This window comes from Amycolatopsis sp. SID8362 (assembly GCF_010550475.1).
In the GTDB taxonomy this organism is placed as follows: Bacteria; Actinomycetota; Actinomycetes; order Mycobacteriales; family Pseudonocardiaceae; genus Amycolatopsis; species Amycolatopsis eburnea.
In genome coordinates, this window is the sequence record NZ_JAAGNB010000860.1 from 21,798 (window position 1) to 37,384 (window position 15,587).

At 68.8% G+C, this 15,587-nt stretch carries 10 protein-coding genes, 1 tRNA gene and 1 pseudogene; 11 read left to right on the top strand and 1 reads right to left on the bottom strand.

The window, feature by feature from the left end; genetic code table 11:
- The first annotated feature begins 340 nt into the window (after positions 1-340).
- The 4 genes from G3I65_RS26560 (at position 341) to G3I65_RS26575 (ending at position 7,971) form a co-directional block, all read left to right on the top strand.
- A complete protein-coding gene (locus G3I65_RS26560) occupies positions 341-1,837 on the top strand; it encodes a hypothetical protein (RefSeq protein WP_160698523.1) in 1,497 nt (498 codons plus the stop codon).
- The gene (locus tag G3I65_RS26565) at positions 1,830-2,570 is read left to right on the top strand and encodes a hypothetical protein (RefSeq protein WP_160698524.1); all 741 of its coding nucleotides are present in this window, start codon (positions 1,830-1,832) and stop codon (positions 2,568-2,570) included. Before G3I65_RS26560 ends, G3I65_RS26565 begins: the two co-directional genes overlap by 8 nt.
- Positions 2,570-6,946, top strand: a complete 4,377-nt coding sequence (locus G3I65_RS26570; RefSeq protein ID WP_160698525.1) for a hypothetical protein — start codon at positions 2,570-2,572, stop codon at positions 6,944-6,946. Before G3I65_RS26565 ends, G3I65_RS26570 begins: the two co-directional genes overlap by 1 nt.
- A gap of 86 nt (positions 6,947-7,032) precedes the next feature.
- On the top strand, positions 7,033-7,971 hold the full coding sequence (locus G3I65_RS26575) for a hypothetical protein (RefSeq protein ID WP_160698526.1): 939 nt from the start codon (positions 7,033-7,035) through the stop codon (positions 7,969-7,971).
- A gap of 710 nt (positions 7,972-8,681) precedes the next feature.
- On the opposite strand, the gene G3I65_RS26580 is transcribed toward G3I65_RS26575, so the two are convergent.
- A tRNA-Leu gene (locus G3I65_RS26580) sits at positions 8,682-8,755 on the bottom strand.
- A gap of 175 nt (positions 8,756-8,930) precedes the next feature.
- Here G3I65_RS26580 and G3I65_RS26585 point away from each other — a divergent pair.
- From G3I65_RS26585 to G3I65_RS26615, 7 genes and pseudogenes are all read left to right on the top strand, one after another.
- On the top strand, positions 8,931-9,545 hold the full coding sequence (locus G3I65_RS26585) for an ANTAR domain-containing response regulator (protein WP_020646628.1): 615 nt from the start codon (positions 8,931-8,933) through the stop codon (positions 9,543-9,545).
- A 427-nt stretch (positions 9,546-9,972) separates the two neighbouring features.
- The gene (locus G3I65_RS26590) at positions 9,973-11,154 is read left to right on the top strand and encodes a branched-chain amino acid ABC transporter substrate-binding protein (protein ID WP_160698533.1); all 1,182 of its coding nucleotides are present in this window, start codon (positions 9,973-9,975) and stop codon (positions 11,152-11,154) included.
- A 106-nt stretch (positions 11,155-11,260) separates the two neighbouring features.
- Complete coding sequence (locus tag G3I65_RS26595) at positions 11,261-12,259, top strand: branched-chain amino acid ABC transporter permease (RefSeq protein ID WP_203612515.1); 999 nt, start codon at positions 11,261-11,263, stop codon at positions 12,257-12,259.
- On the top strand, positions 12,256-13,401 hold the full coding sequence (locus G3I65_RS26600; protein ID WP_160698527.1) for a branched-chain amino acid ABC transporter permease: 1,146 nt from the start codon (positions 12,256-12,258) through the stop codon (positions 13,399-13,401). Before G3I65_RS26595 ends, G3I65_RS26600 begins: the two co-directional genes overlap by 4 nt.
- Positions 13,398-14,324, top strand: a complete 927-nt coding sequence (locus tag G3I65_RS26605) for an ABC transporter ATP-binding protein (RefSeq protein ID WP_160698528.1) — start codon at positions 13,398-13,400, stop codon at positions 14,322-14,324. The genes G3I65_RS26600 and G3I65_RS26605 overlap by 4 nt, the downstream gene beginning before the upstream one ends.
- On the top strand, positions 14,311-15,024 hold the full coding sequence (locus G3I65_RS26610) for an ABC transporter ATP-binding protein (RefSeq protein ID WP_160698529.1): 714 nt from the start codon (positions 14,311-14,313) through the stop codon (positions 15,022-15,024). Before G3I65_RS26605 ends, G3I65_RS26610 begins: the two co-directional genes overlap by 14 nt.
- 172 nt (positions 15,025-15,196) lie before the next feature.
- A pseudogene (locus G3I65_RS26615) lies at positions 15,197-15,587 on the top strand (alpha/beta hydrolase); the annotation flags it as partial.

Genomic DNA, 15,587 nt, shown 5'->3' on the forward strand with positions numbered 1-15,587 from the left:
CATCCTGGCCGCCGCGGCGGCGTGGCCGCCCGACGACCACGCCGGCCCGTCCGCGGCCGTCGTCGCTCACGCGGCGTGGTCGTGCCGTGTGACAGTTCGACGATGACGTCGCCGGGGGTGGCCGCCGGATGCGGTGGTCACCCCCGGCCTCGCCCGGTATGCAGGGCGAGCACCTGCGACGCGGTGGGGGTACTGACCACCGGAGATCTCGTCGACACCCGGTTGGCCGTGTCGCCGCTGGTCACGGGCGGTTACATTCGGCTGGAGGGGTGGGAGGGCTACGCGGTATGACCGAAGTTCGGCCCGCTTGCCGGGGGATGATCCTCCCGGGAGGGCGGCGGTGACAGCCAACCTGTCGCTGACCGGCAGCGCAGTTCGCCGCCGGCGCACCTTGGCGCATTTGTCCCCGATCTTCGAAGTGCACCTCAACCGGGCGCGTAACCCGTCGGACGTCGACTGGGCCGCCTATGACTTCGTCGCCCTCATCCAGCTGAGCGTGGATACCATTGCGCTGTCGTCCGGTCTCGACGGCAACCTCGGTGCCCCGCGCGAAGCGGTGCTAGACGAGATGACCCGGGGCGCGGCGATGATGGCACCTTGGCGGCCGGTCGCCGAACACGAGCACGTCGCACGGTTCGTGCTCGACCACCTGCTGCGGCACGACGAACCGTCCCCGTACTTCAGGGTCGACTATGCCGACGCCGACGCAGGGTGGGCGCGCGTGAGCCACCAGGTCCGCGTGCTCTACGAGACGCTGGCCGGGGATGGGGTTTCCCTGCAGGTCAACGTCGACCACACGGCGGTCTCGCTGCTGCTGATCGCGACGAACCGTTCGCTGGAGGACGAGCACGAGGCAGTCATCGCGGTCATGCGGGCACAGGCCGACAGCGGCCGGCTCGGCGCGGCGATCGAATCGGCCGACGACGCCTTGACGCTTTCCCGGACGTACTCGGCGAACGTGCGCCGCATGATCATCGAAGCGGAACGTGACGTCAGCCGGGTCGACTACCTGACGACGCTGCGGCCCGAACTGGGCAAGGCGTCCAAGCACCTGGAACGGCGGATCCAGGTAGACGGCACCCTCCTGCGCCATCTGGAAGGCCTTCGCTCTGACGCCTCCGAGGAGCAGAACCCCGATGCGGTCCGGCAGCTCACGGTTGCCCTCGCTCGGCTCGGCGAGGCCATCGAAACCCTCGCTGAACTCCACACGGACGTCATCGGTGCGACCCCGCGCTGGCGGGATGCCCAGGCCGCGCAGGCCTTCACGGCCGTGCCGGCGACCGAGATCGACCCCACCGCGGACGTGCTGTCGGCGCTGCTCTCCGGCGGACAGCTGCCCTCCGGCGCCGACACGGGGCCGGCAGCACCCGCGCGGCTGTTGAACTTCGCCGCATTGGCGAACCGACTGGTGGCGCCACCACGGCAGGTGCTCGACGTCCCCGGGCGCAAGGTGGCGACCGAGCCGCTCGAAGACAACGATGGTGTCTACGAACAGTTCCCGGAGCAGTTCCACAACGTCGCGGACGCCTTGCGCGGACGCCGGATCGCTCCGGGAATGAAGGCGCGGCTGTCGGATCTGCTCGCTGATGCCGATCTGCTGTTCGAGCAGCCCGGGATGCGTACGGTGACCGAACTGGCGGCCCTGGCCGGTGGCGTGCACACCGCGCGGCTTCGGTTGCGGTTGCTGCTCGCGCTGGACGCCATGATGTTGTGGCGGCCCGACGGCGTGCCCGACAGGCCGGACAAGTGGTGGGCGGTGGACGACGAAACCCGGGCATCCGCGCCCGACCTCGAATTCCCCGATCTGCTCTTGCACCGGAGGGGATCGGATGACTGATCGAGAAGTCGCCCGTGACGTCGGCCTGCTTCTGAAGTACGCGCTCGACCACACGCTGACACCCGGCCGGCACGACACCTACAACCGGCTGCTCGACCGCTACACCACCGATCCCGAGCTGCGGACGGCGTTCGAGGAGACGGCGGCCGGCCTCGGGTTGCGCACGCTCAGCGCGGACCGTGCGACCGGGCTCGTCCTCACCGCTGAGATCGACTCGCCGCTGGCGGTTGCCGACACGGCGCCGTGGCTCCGGATCACCGGTGCTGGCGACCGCATGGTTTACGGCGTCGCGCTGGGTGGGGTCGCGGCCTGGTGCTACCCGACCGCGCGTGCGGTCCGGGAGCCCGGCACCCGGCGCGTCACGGCCGTCGACGTCGACCGGCTGATCCGGGAGCATGCCGCCGCAGTCGAAGCGGGAGAGGCCGAACTGCCCGCCGGCCTCGGGCCGGCGTGGGAGGAGTACAGCGTCCATCGCAAACAGATCGCCGTCACGAAGAACACCGGTCAGCTCAAGCGAGGCTGCACGGTGAAGATGTGCGAGGAGGTGCTCGTGATGCTCTCCGCGTTCGGGCTGGTGGTGCCGGACCGGACGATCCCGCGACCCCGCCCCGACCTGCAGGTGTGGCGATCCACCGACCGTTTCCGGGCACATGTTGCCGCGGGCGGCGGACCGTTGGCGTGGCAGACGATCGTGAACACGGGTTCGTCGGCGCTCGGCGAGGAGGAGACCTGATGCATCTGGGGTGGCGTCTCGAGCGGACCTTCCTGGCCGGCGCGGGCCTGGCCGAGTCCCGGTTGGAAGCACTGGACCTCACATGGTCGGAGCCGCTCGACCCCACCGCGCACGCGGCCTTGTGGGCGGACAACGGCACCGGCAAGACGATGATCACCGCTTTGCGGTATTCGTTATACCTGCCGGACAGCCGGGACTTCATCCGCGGCGACTCGGACCGCTCGCTAGCGAAACTGGTCCGGTCGCGCGACGTCTGCCATGTGGTCGAGCAGGCCAGCCGGATCGTCGACGGCGAGGTGCAACGGGTCGTCCTCGGCATGGTCGCAGGCTGGCCGGGCGGGGGCACCCAAGACCTGGAAAACCCGTCCCGTCTCCACAGGGTGTTCTACGGCTGGTTCACTGGTGAGCACGGTCCCACGATCGACGACCTGCCGTTCCGGACCGACATCGGCAGGTGGGCCACCCAAGCGCAGTTCGTGGACGGTGTTCGCGCCGTGCTGCCACCCGGTGGCGCAGCACCGCCACACCCGCCGTCTGACCACCAGAGAAACTGGCGGAGGTGGCTCGACGCGGTCGGGGTCGACCTCGACCAGGTCCGGTTCCAGGCGGTGATGAACGCCGCGGAGGGTGGCGTCGACCGGGTCATGCGGTTCACCGATTCCGACGCGTTCGTCCAGTGGCTGATCGGGGCGACCATGCCGACGTCGACCGTCGAACAGATCACCGACAGCATCGACACGTTGCGGCAAAACGCGGCCAAACGCCCGCTCTGGGAAGAAGAACTGAACCTGTGGCAGAAGCTCGTCGAGCCATTGCTCGACCTGGCGGTCGCTCATGAACAGGTCGGCGAGGCGAAACGGGCGGCCGCAGCCGCCCGGCTCCAGGCGATCTCTGCCGTGGCGCATGCCGATGCGACGGCGGCGGCGGTGCGCGAGCGGGGACGGACCGCGCAGCTGCGGTACGACCACCACGACCAGGCTCGCAAAGACGCCGGATCGGCGGCCCGGCGGGCCCAGGGGCATCGGCTCCGGATGGAACTTCGCGCGGCAGAATTGCGCGTACGGGAAGCTGAGAATATCGCCGAGCAGCGGCGTGAGGACCACCGGAACGCTGTCGGTGAGCTCGACGCTTGGCGGATCGTCGCCGACGTGGTCTTGGCCAAGAGCCTGAGTGGTCGTCTCGCCGGTCTCGAAGAGCGCCAGGAAGCCGCCGAGAAGGCCACCGACGAACTCCAGCGGCAAGAACGCAGGCTCCGCCACGATCTCGCCCGTCTGCTCACCCATCGGCGGGACGACGCGGAGAGCGCACGTCGGGCCGCGGACGGCACGCTCCAGACCGCAAGACGCGAGCTGGCGGGCGCCGACCGAGAGGAACGGGACTGCCAGCGCAAGAGGGGCGCTGCCGCCGAACAGGTGCGCCAGCACGAGCGGAACCGGACTACAGCCGAGACGACGCTCGCCGACGCGATCGATGCGGAACTGCTGCGGGAAGGCGACGACCCGGCGCGACGGGACGCGGCGCTCGCCGAGGAGATCGCCGTGGCCCGGACCGAAGGTGAAGCCGCGGAGGGCGAACTCGACCGGATCCGGACGGAAACCGGTGCTGCGAAGGACACGCTCGCAGCCGCGCAACGTCGTGGCCGGGAAGCTCGGGACGAGGGCCTTCGGTTCGGCGACACCGTCGCGGCCGTCGACCGCCGCGTGACGCAATTGCTTGCAGACGAACAACTTCTCGACGCCGTGGGGAGTTCGGAAGTCGATCTGTGGGGTGGCCGGTCGTTCCTCACCGACACGCTGAACACCCGGTCCGTTCGGGCGGACCAGAACGCCGACGCGGCCCGTACCCTTCTCCAGCGCGCCCGGCGCACCATCGATTCGATCGGGGCGGACGGCCTGCTGCCACCTGCGGAGACGGTCGAACGCGCGGTTCGCCGGTGCGAGGACCGAGAAATCCCGGCCTGGTCCGGCTGGCGGTGGATTGCCGACACCATGAACGCGGAGGTCGCCGCGTCCTTCGCACGCGCACGGCCCGACATCGCGTCCGGTGTCGTCGTCGCCGAGCCCCGGCTGGTGGCCGACGTCCTCGACGTGCTCGAAGACTTGGAGCTCGACACCGCGCTGTGGGTGGGGGCGGTGACCGACCCGGCCGCCGCGGCGACAGGGGAAGGCGACGGTGGTACGGAAGCGCGAATCCTGCTTCCGCCCGCCGGCGCCTTCGACCGGGAAGCCGCGGCCGGGGTCGTCGCCGCGGCCCGGGACGTGGCCGATCGCGCGGACGGAGATCTGGCGGATGCCACCACGCGTGGGCAGGCGATTCGCGCCACACTGGCGTCCTGCCGCCGGTTTTGGGACGATTTTCCCGAAGACCCGCGGGCCGAGCTGAACCGCAGCCGCGAGGCCGCGCGGCAGCGCGAGGGCGAAGCGGATCGGAACGCCGAGGCCGTCCAGGCTCGGCTGGGCAGCCTGGGGGAACAGGAGAAGGGTCAACTGGCCAGGGCGAAGCGGGCGCGGGAGGCGATCGACGCGGCGGCCGAGCTGCGCCGGCTGCTGGTCCCGGTGATCGCTGCGGCTTCGACGATCGAGGCGATTCGCGGCGAACTCCCCGGCCTTCGGGAGACGATCGCTTCGCTGGACGAGCGCCTCGAAGAGCTGGCGGGTGTCAAGGAAGAACTCACCGAGCGGATCGACGATGCGAAAACCCGGCTGGCCGAGCAGATCCGCGCTCGCGACGACGCCGGGGAAGCGTTGCGGACCGCCGGTCTCGCGCCCACCACCGACGGGCCGGTCACGACAGAAGAAGAAAGCGGCTTGCGGGCCCGACTCAACAGTGTGCGGGAAGCCATGACGGAAGCGGCCCTCGATCCCGAGCTGCACAAAGAAATCGACCGAGTCCGGGCCGAGCTCGCTGAAGCGGGTGCCCGGATCGGTGCGGACCCCGACCGGCGTGCACTCGCGGAGGAGTACGCGCTGAGCGACGGTGCCCGGCACTCGGTCGCGCTCACCGAGTCGATCCGGACCGCGGAAACCCGCAGCGTCGACGCTGGGCAGGCGCTCGCGAAGGCCGAGGCGGCAGCCGAGTCCGCTCGTGCCGTCCATCGCACGCACATCGAAGATCGTGCGGACCGAACTTCGGCGGACTTCGACGGGTTTCCTGCGACGGTCCTGGTCACTTCACCGCAAGAGGCCGATCGCCAGGCTCGCCTGCTCGACGACTTGGCCGTCGAGTACCTCGAAAAGCGCGCCGCGGAAGAGCGCCTAGTGGCCGAAGCCAAGGGCGAAGTGGAAAGAGCCGAGGTGGCAAGCCAGTTGATCGACGTGTCGGCGCGGCCGCTGCGCCATCTCGCGGCCGATGACGCGACCGGCCGCGTTTTCGACGACGTCGACGAGCTGACCGGGCAGCTGGCCAAAGCCGCCGAGGAGCTGAGGCAGGCGGAAGAAGCCGTGAACGACAAGGCAGCGGCGGCCGGTGATCTGGTTGGCAAGGTGCGCGCCCTCGCTAACGGCAAGGACGCGCGGGCGGTCGAGGATGGTAAGGACCCTCGGCTGGCCGACCTGATCGTGCGGCTGCGGGCGGACCGGAACCTCGCCGTCGACGCGGAGCGCGTCGCGGGCCAGCTCGAACAACGGGTGGCGACCCTGCGCGACGATCTCGACCAGCACGACGACCGCGTCCGCACCTGTGCCCGGATGCTGCACATCCAGGCGTCCACCGCGATCGAAAAACTCCGTCACTACCAGAACCAGTCGCGCCTGCCCGACGGCCTCGGAGAGTGGTCAGGACAGCGGTTCGCGGTCATCGAACACGAGCCGGTCCCGGCCGACGAGTCCGTCTCGGTCGACCGGGTGGCCCGCGTGGTGCACGCTCTGCTGGTGCCCGGTGCCGGTCGCTCGGATGCCCAGGTGATGTTGTTCGCCGCTGCCCGGGCGTTGGTCGACGCGCCGTTCCGGGTTCGCCTGCTGAAGCCGCACACGGACCTCGTCCTCGATCGGGTCGACGTGGCCGAGCTGAAGAACTTCTCGGGCGGGCAACGGGTGACCGCCGGAGTACTGCTGTACGCGACGATGGCTCGGGTGAAGGCGGCCGGCAACGACGCCTCGATCGGCTGGCTGTGGCTGGACAACCCGTTCGGGCAGGCGTCGGCGGACCAGTTCGTCCGGACGATGCGGCTCGCCGCGGACAAGCTCGGCCTCCAACTCGTCTTCACGGCGGCGCCCAAGGACAAGGGAGCGCTCTCGATGTTCGACCGGATCATCACCCTCGGCCGCCGCTCACGACCGTCGTCCGGCGAGAAGGTCGTCGTCGTGGACGACGGCGATCGCGAGCTCGCGGACCTGACTCTGATCCAGCACGATGTTCTGCAGGTTCTCGGCGAATGAGGACGGTCGATCTCGATGCACTGGTTCGCGCACTTGACCCGGACGATGCCGGTGGGCGCCGTGACATCGATACGTTCGCCACCGCGTTGACGAACCTAGTTCCCCAGGCGGACCCGGCGGAGGTTGCGCAGCTGATCCTCACGACGATCGAGCGAGGCAGGCTGGCAGGCCGGTGGACACCCGCGAAGACCACGGTACGCCGAGGGCGAAGCGTGCTGCCGAAGTCGATCGTGCTGGCCAGGTTGTCCCGGGACGGTGACCGGCGGCGCCCGGTCGGCGTGCCGCTGCGTCACGAACTCGCCGGCTGGGCGACGGCGCTCGAGCTGACCGGCACCCAGCGGACCGTGCTCCTCGCCGCGAACGACTGGCTCCGGCGGACCGACGGCGGGAAGACCCCGGTCGTAGCCGCGGCCGAACGCGCCTACGAGCTCCTGGGCAAGGAAAAGGCGTTCGACCCGACGCCCCCGTTGGGCGGGGCTACGCTGTGGCGGCCCGACCGGTTGACTTTCGACCTGTTGCGGTGCGTCCGGGTAGCAACCCCGCTCACCTGGGAACCGGCGACGGCTTCCGTGGGATCACCCGGGGCGGTGGTCTGCGTCGAGAACCACGCCACCTTCCGGAGCCTGCTCCGTGTCCTCCGCACCCGCCCGGCGCCGCCGTGGGTGGCGGTCGCGTGGATCCAGGGCCGCAACACCGCGCCGCTGGAGTCCTTGGCGGCCCTCCCGTTCACGGTGACCCGGCTGGACTACCTCGGCGACCTCGACGCCCCCGGGTTGGAGATAGCGGCGGCGGCCTGTGCCGTCGCGCGTCGGTCCGGCATTCCCGCGGGACCGGCGGTGGCGCTCTGGACCCTGCTTGCGCAACAGCCGTCGCGGTCGGGAGCGACGGTCGAGCCAGGGCGGGCCAAGGCGCTGACTGCGTGGCTGCCGAACGGCGTGCGCGAACATGCCTTCGGCCTGCTGACGAATGATAGAGCCGTTCCTCAAGAAGCATTGCGCTTCGACCTCCTGGACCGAGCGCTTTGACGCTCGGGCAGCAGGTGATGAATGCCGATTCTGATCGCTCGAACCCAGCAGGACAGCATCCTCGACGAGGAGAGGTGCACGGCCATCAGGCCGGTGGTCCACGCCACTGGCGAGATTTCTCTACTACCGGTGGCCTGGAGCGCGGCGACGGCCAGTGGGCCACCTTCCCGACGATCGTATCGAGATGCTGACGCGGTGGACGATCGGGGCCGGTGACGATGTCGCCTGGCCGAAGCTGGAACTGGAAGCCGGCTGGAGACGGAGAGGCCGACCGCCGCTTGCGGCCACGCGCCCGAGGCGTGACGTCGAACGCCGAGCAGGGTGATCGCTTCCAAGGCGGTATTGCGGCGCTTCGAGCGATCACCGCCTGGGCTGAATCGGCCCACCCCGGACCATCGGGTGCTGGTGGTGATGCTGTGCCGCCCGTTGATGCCGGGGCGGGCGCATCGCCAGCAGTGGTAGGCCGTAGCCAGAGCCAGCCTGTGCGTCTCGGCCTTAACGCCCGGTCAGTGTTGGGACAGTGGTTCTTGTCGCAGAGACCGGTGATCGAGGTCAGGAATGGTGAGATGGCCGCCCAGACAGGGATCTTCTTCCGGCCCTACCAGTCCTACCCCTGAGGGATTCGAACTCACACGGCTTGACCTGGGCAAACATGGTCCGCTGAGTCGCTGCCTCGACTGGAAATATGACGCTGACCTGGGAAATCTCCGTGCCCCCGGTGAGATTCGAACTCACACTGGACGGGTTTTGAATCCGTTGCCTCTGCCAGTTGGGCTACGGGGGCGCGACGCGGTAACCCTACGGGATCACCGCCTCCTGGCTGTCTCCGGGGCCGCGAGTGTCGTGCGCGCCACTTCGTGGTGAAGGCCATCTCGGGAACTGGATCGTTCCCGGTAGGCTTCAGGTTCGCGGGAAGCCGCGAAAACCGACTGTCCCGCCGAGTCTTCAGGAGGACCCCGGTGACCGATCAGGCTACCGAGGCCAACGGTGCCGCCACCGTGCCGCAGCGTCGGGTGCTCGTCGCGGAGGACGAGGCGCTCATCCGGCTGGACCTCGTCGAAATGCTGCGCGAAGAAGGCTACGAAGTCGTCGGGGAAGCCGGGGACGGGGAGCAGGCCATCGCGCTGGCCACCGATCTCAAGCCCGATCTCGTGATCCTCGACGTCAAGATGCCCAAGCTGGACGGCATCGAGGCCGCTTCGAAGATCACCGGGGACCGGATCGCGCCGGTTGTCATCCTCACCGCTTTCAGCCAGCGGGACCTCGTCGAACGCGCGCGGGACGCCGGGACCATGGCGTACCTGGTCAAGCCGTTCGCGAAGCGGGATCTCGTGCCCGCCATCGAGCTCGCCGTCAGCCGGTTCTCCGAGCTGCAGGCGCTCGAGGCCGAGGTCGCCGGGCTGACCGATCGGCTCGAGACGCGCAAGGTCATCGACCGGGCCAAGGGGCTGCTCATGAGCCGCCAGGGGCTCACCGAGCCCGACGCCTTCCGGTGGATCCAGCGGACCGCCATGGACCGCCGGACCACCATGAAGGCCGTCGCCGAGGCCGTCGTGGAAAGCATCGGAAGCTGAACCACCGAACGATGGGGTGTGCCCGGGGAAACCGGGCGCACCCCTTTTTCGTGACGCTCCGGGTGCCCGAAAGGGCGCTGTTGATACCTTTGCGAACCTTCCCGGCGTGGCCGGGCGCGGTGATCGACTCGTGTTCCGTAGACTCTGCACACCTTGAACCAGGCGTCAAGGGGCAGTCTGCGGGCTGTTGAGCACCGAGAGTTACCACCTGCTGGTCGGATTACGACGAGCGGGTGTAAATCATACGTTAATACTCGTGACGACCGTCACGATGTGGCTACAAGAGCACGTGTGACTCTGTGCAACGGCTCCCGGGGCGGCTACTTTCAGCGGCCAGTCAGGTCCCACATGGGGACAGCCGTCCTACCGGGCGGTCAGGTGGCATTTGGAGGAACGAGTGCAGAAAGCACGACTTGCGCGGTTCATCGTGCTGGCCGCTGCCGGGGCCATTTCGCTCAGTGCGTGTTCGGCACGGACCGACAGCGGCTCGGGCAACAGCAGCGCGAGCTCGCAGTCCCAGGCCGCGGCGCCGTCCGCCGCCGCCGACGCGGCCGACCCCGCCGGTGACGGCAAGGCCCAGTGTTCCCCGACCTCCATCGCGTACGCGGGCACCATCAACGGCGCCAACGCCGCGCTGGGCGTCAACATCCTGAACGGCGCGAAGCTCGCCGTGGAGCAGCACAACAAGGCGAACCCGGGCTGCCAGGTCAAGCTGGAGCAGTTCGACACCGAGGGCACGCCCGACAAGGCGCCCGGCATCGTGACGCAGATCGTCAACACGCCGGCCATCATCGGCGTCGTCGGCCTGCCGTTCTCCGGCGAGTCCAAGGCCGCGGGCAACATCTTCAACGGCGCGGGCCTGGTCACGGTCACCCCGTCGGCGACCAACCCGACCCTGAGCCAGAACGGCTGGAAGACCTTCTTCCGCGGTCTGGGCAACGACAACACCCAGGGCCCGGCCGCCGCGAAGTTCATGACCGGTGAGCTCAAGGCCAACAAGGTGTGCGTCATCAAGGACGACTCCGACTACGGCACCGGTCTCGCGGCTTCGACCGTCCAGGCGCTCGGCGACAAGGGCACCTGCCAGGACAGCGTCAAGACCAAGCAGACCGACTTCTCGGCCGTGGTCAACAAGATCAAGAGCGAGAAGCCGGACGCGGTGTTCTACTCCGGGTACTACCAGGAAGCCGCTCCGTTCGCGCAGCAGCTGAACGACGCGGGCGTCGAGGCCAAGTTCGTCGGCCCGGACGGCGTCAAGGACGACGAGTTCGTCAAGGGCGCCGGCGAGGCGGCCTCGAAGGCGTACTTCACCTGCCCGTGCGTCCCGGCGGACCAGTTCACCAAGTTCACCGACGCCTACAAGGCCTCGGTCGGCAAGGACCCGGGCACCTACTCGCCCGAGGCCTACGACCTGGCGACGATCCTGCTCAAGGGCATCGACTCGGGCAAGAAGGACCGCGCCGGCCTGCTGGACTTCGTCAAGAGCTACGACGGCCAGGGCATCACGAAGCACTTCAAGTGGGACGACAAGGGCGAGCTGTCCAGCACGACCGTGTGGACCTACAAGGTCGAGGGCGGGAAGATCGTCCGCAACACCGAGATCAAGTAGCGCAACGCTTCCGTTCTGATTCCCGGGGTGTTCGCCCGGCGGCTGGATCCCGCCGGGCGAACACCCCGGTCCCACATGGAGAACTAGTGTGTCATTGACTCATCACTTGACCTCGGTCGTTCTGGCGCAGAGCGACAGCTGGATCACGTTCAACGTGGACGCGTTCCTCGACCAGTTCTGGAACAACACGTTCGACGGGCTCGCCTACGGCAGCATCTACGCGCTCGTGGCGCTGGGCTACACGCTCGTCTACGGCGTCCTGAAGCTCATCAACTTCGCCCACTCCGAGGTGTTCATCTACGGCGTCTACGCGACGTGGTTCACCTTCTACGGCCTCGGGTTCCGCCCCGGTAACACGCCCACGCTCACCGTGATCGAGCTGATCGGCTTCCTGCTCCTCGCGTTGCTGGCGTCGATGGCGATCTCCGGCGGCACGGCGGTGGTCCTCGAACGGGTCGCCTACCGGCCGCTGAGAAAACGCGGGGCACCCAAGCTGGTCTTCCTGATCACCGCGATCGGCGCGTCCTTCGTGCTGCAGCAGCTCATCTTCATCTGGCGCGGCGGCAACCCCGAACTGGGCATCCGCCTGATGCGCAACCAGGAAGTCTTCACGCTCTTCGGCGGCAGCGTCACCAACGTCACGATCATCACGGTCGTCGCGTCGATCCTGCTGATGCTGGGCGCCAACTACTTCGTCAACAAGACGAAGTTCGGGCGCGGCATCCGCGCCGTGGCGCAGGACCCGGACACCGCGACGCTGATGGGCGTCAACAAGGAACGCGTCATCATGCTGACGTTCCTCATCGGCGGCCTGCTGGCCGGCGCGGCGGCGCTGTTCTACATGATGAAGATCCCGCAGGGCGCCTGGTACCAGGGCGGCTTCCTGCTCGGCATCAAGGCGTTCACCGCGGCGGTGCTCGGCGGTATCGGCAACCTGCGCGGCGCGCTGCTGGGCGGCCTGCTGCTCGGCGTCGCGGAGAACTACGGCCAGTCGCTGTTCGGCGGCGGGTGGCGCGACATCGTCGCGTTCGTGCTGCTGGTGCTGGTCCTGATGATCCGGCCCACCGGCATCCTCGGTGAGTCGCTCGGAAAGGCCCGGGTATGACGACGACCACGACCCAGCCGGCGGTGGCGAGCCCCGGCAAGCACTCGCTGCGCGAGCGCTGGAACAACCTGAGCCGCGTCCAGCAGTGGGTCATCCTGATCCCGCTGGTGGTGCTGATCTACTTCCTGCCGGTGCTGAACCCGCCGATCCTGACCACCCAGCCGGGGTACGACTTCCCGATCGCGATGTTCGAGGTGGCCCGCTACGCGCTGGTCGCCATCGGCCTCAACGTCGTGGTCGGCCAGGCCGGCCTGCTGGACCTCGGCTACGTCGGGTTCTTCGCCATCGGCGCGTACGTGATGGCGCTGTTCACCAGCCCCGACTCGTCGCTGTCGCACCTGCCGTTCCTCGTCGTGCTGCCGATCGCCATGGTCGTGACGATGGTGTTCGGCGTGATCCTCGGGACACCGACGCTGCGGCTGCGGGGGGACTACCTCGCGATCGTGACGCTCGGGTTCGGCGAGATCGTCCGCCTGCTCGCGGACAACGTCGGCCCGCTGCGCGGCAACTCCGGCTTCAAGGAGGTCGGGCACCCGCCGGGCACCAACGCCGACGGCTCGGCGCTGTTCAACAACTCGAACGGCACGCCGTGGTACTGGCTGTGCGTCACGCTGATCATCGCCGTGCTGTTCCTGGTCGGGAACCTGGAGCGCAGCCGCGTCGGCCGCGCGTGGGTGGCCATCCGGGACGACGAGGACGCGGCCGAGATCATGGGCGTGCCGACGTTCAAGTTCAAGATCTGGGCGTTCATCAGCGGCGCGGCGATCGGCGGCCTCTCCGGCGCGCTCTACGCCGGCCAGCTCGGCTTCGTGAACAACCAGAAGTTCGACGTCGTCACGTCGATGCTGTTCCTGGCCGCGGTGATTCTCGGCGGTTCGGGCAACAAGGTCGGCGTCCTCCTCGGTGCCTGCGTCGTCGCCTACGTCCCGCTGCGCTTCCAGGCGATCGCCGAGTACAAGTACCTGATCTTCGGCCTGGCGCTGATCATCCTGATGATCTTCCGGCCGCAGGGCCTGCTCGGTGCGCGCCAGCGGCTGCTCGCCTACGGCAGGCAGGCGTACCAGCGCCTGCTGGGCCGAGGTGAGCAGATCAGCAGCGACGGCGCGCTGCAGACCGAACCGACCCCGGGGAGCAAGCCATGACCGAGCCCCAGAACGGCGGGCCCGAGGTCGTCGCGGAGGGCGGCCTCGTCGCCGAACTGCAGCAGATGACGGCCGAAGAGCGGGCCGAGCACGACGCCGAGGTCGCCGAGGTCGTCGCGCCGGACCGCGACATCGAGGTCGAGGTCGGCGAGACGCTGCTCGAGGTCGACGACGTGACGATGCGCTTCGGCGGTCTCGTCGCGCTCGACCAGATCAACTTCGGCATCCGCCGCGGCGAGATCCTCGGCCTGATCGGGCCGAACGGCGCGGGCAAGACGACGTGCTTCAACGCGATGACCGGCGTCTACCGGCCGACCTCGGGCGAGGTCCGGCTGGAGGGCCGGGCGCTGGGCAAGACGTCGCGGCACGGCATCACCCAGCTGGGCATCGCGCGGACGTTCCAGAACATCCGCCTGTTCAGCGAGATGACCGCGCTGGAGAACGTCGTCGTCGGCACCGACGCGCGGCACAAGACCAGCCTGCTCGGCGCGCTGGTCCGCTCCCCGCGGCACCACCGCGAGGAGAAGGCCGCCGTCGAGAAGGCGATGGCCCTGCTGGAGTTCGTCGGCATCGCCGACCGCGCGGCCGACCGGGCGAAGAACCTGCCCTACGGCTACCAGCGGCGCCTGGAGATCGCGCGGGCGCTGGCCACCGAGCCGAAGCTGCTCTGCCTGGACGAGCCCGCGGCGGGCTTCAACCCGGCGGAGAAGGAAGACCTGATGGGCCTGATCCGGACCATCCGCGACGACGGCTACACCGTGCTGCTCATCGAACACGACATGAAGCTCGTCATGGGCGTGACCGACCGGATCGTGGTGCTGGAGTTCGGCAAGAAGATCGCCGAAGGACTGCCCGCCGAGATCCGCGAGAACCCCGCGGTGATCGCGGCCTACCTGGGGGTGCCTGACGATGACGTTGCTTGAGTTGTCGGACGTGTCCGTCCACTACGGACGGATCCAGGCGGTCTCCGGGCTGTCCATCTCGGTTCAGGAAGGCGAGATCGTCACGCTGATCGGGGCCAACGGCGCCGGCAAGTCGACGACGATGCGGGCCATCTCGGGCATCCGGCCGATCTCGTCGGGCAAGATCACGTTCGCCGGCGAGGACATCTCCAAGCTGCGCGGCGACCTCCGGGTGGTCCGCGGCATTTCGCAGGCACCGGAAGGCCGCGGGATCTTCCCCGGCATGACGGTCATGGAGAACCTCGACATGGGCGCCTACGCCCGCAAGGACCGCAAGGACCTGACCGAGGACCTGGAGCGGGTCTTCGAGCTGTTCCCGCGGCTGGCGGAGCGCAAGACGCAGATGGGCGGCACGATGTCCGGCGGCGAGCAGCAGATGCTCGCCATCGGGCGCGCGCTGATGGCGAAGCCGAAGCTGCTGCTGCTGGACGAGCCGTCGATGGGGCTCGCCCCGCAGTTCATCCAGCAGATCTTCCGGATCATCACGGAGATCAACAAGCAGGGCACCACGGTGCTGCTGGTGGAGCAGAACGCGCAGCAGGCGCTGTCCCGCGCCCACCGCGCGTACGTGCTCGAAACCGGCCGGATCACCAAATCCGGTACCGGCAAGGAGCTCCTCGCGGACAACAGCATCAAGGAGGCCTACCTGGGCGTCGGCTGACGTCCCCGGGAAGTCCGTGAAGGCCTCCTTACCGGTCGAAAACGCCGGTAAGGAGGCCTTCACGGCTTTTTGTGTGACAACCAGCGGTTGTCGTCGCGGCCCGAAAGGCTGTTGGACTCCGCCGCTCGTCTCGCGGTTTCCTTGGGGCACAACGAAACCGAGGGAGCGCGAAATGATCGAGGGAATCGCGGCCGGGGTGCCGTTCGTGGCGGTGCCGCCGTCGGACCCGGACGAACCGGCGGCGCTGGTCGTGGGCTGGCACCTGATGGACGTGCCGGCGAGCGAGCAGGCGATGGCCGAAGCCGTGCCGATGGCCGGACTGCGGGCTTGGCGGGTGTACCTGGGCCTGCCGCTCTCCGGGAAGCGGCTGCCCGAAGGCGGGCACGACGAGGTCTTCCGGCGGGCGAGCGAAGACGCCGTGCTGAACGTGTTCGAGCCGGTGACCGAGCAGGCGGCGGGGGAGTTCCCGGCGGCGCTGGCCGAGCTGCGCGACCGGCTGCCGGGCGCGAGCGGGCCGCTCGGGGTGTTCGGCGGCTCGGCGGGGGCGCTCGTGGCGCTGGAGG

What these genes read in the sequence shown, in the direction of transcription:
- G3I65_RS26570 (WP_160698525.1), top strand. Translation starts at nt 2,570, where the DNA reads ATGCATCTGGGGTGGCGTCTCGAGCGGACCTTCCTGGCCGGCGCGGGC.
- G3I65_RS26600 (WP_160698527.1), top strand. Translation starts at nt 12,256, where the DNA reads ATGACGACGACCACGACCCAGCCGGCGGTGGCGAGCCCCGGCAAGCAC.
- G3I65_RS26605 (WP_160698528.1), top strand. Translation starts at nt 13,398, where the DNA reads ATGACCGAGCCCCAGAACGGCGGGCCCGAGGTCGTCGCGGAGGGCGGC.
- G3I65_RS26565 (WP_160698524.1), top strand. Translation starts at nt 1,830, where the DNA reads ATGACTGATCGAGAAGTCGCCCGTGACGTCGGCCTGCTTCTGAAGTAC.
- G3I65_RS26610 (WP_160698529.1), top strand. Translation starts at nt 14,311, where the DNA reads ATGACGTTGCTTGAGTTGTCGGACGTGTCCGTCCACTACGGACGGATC.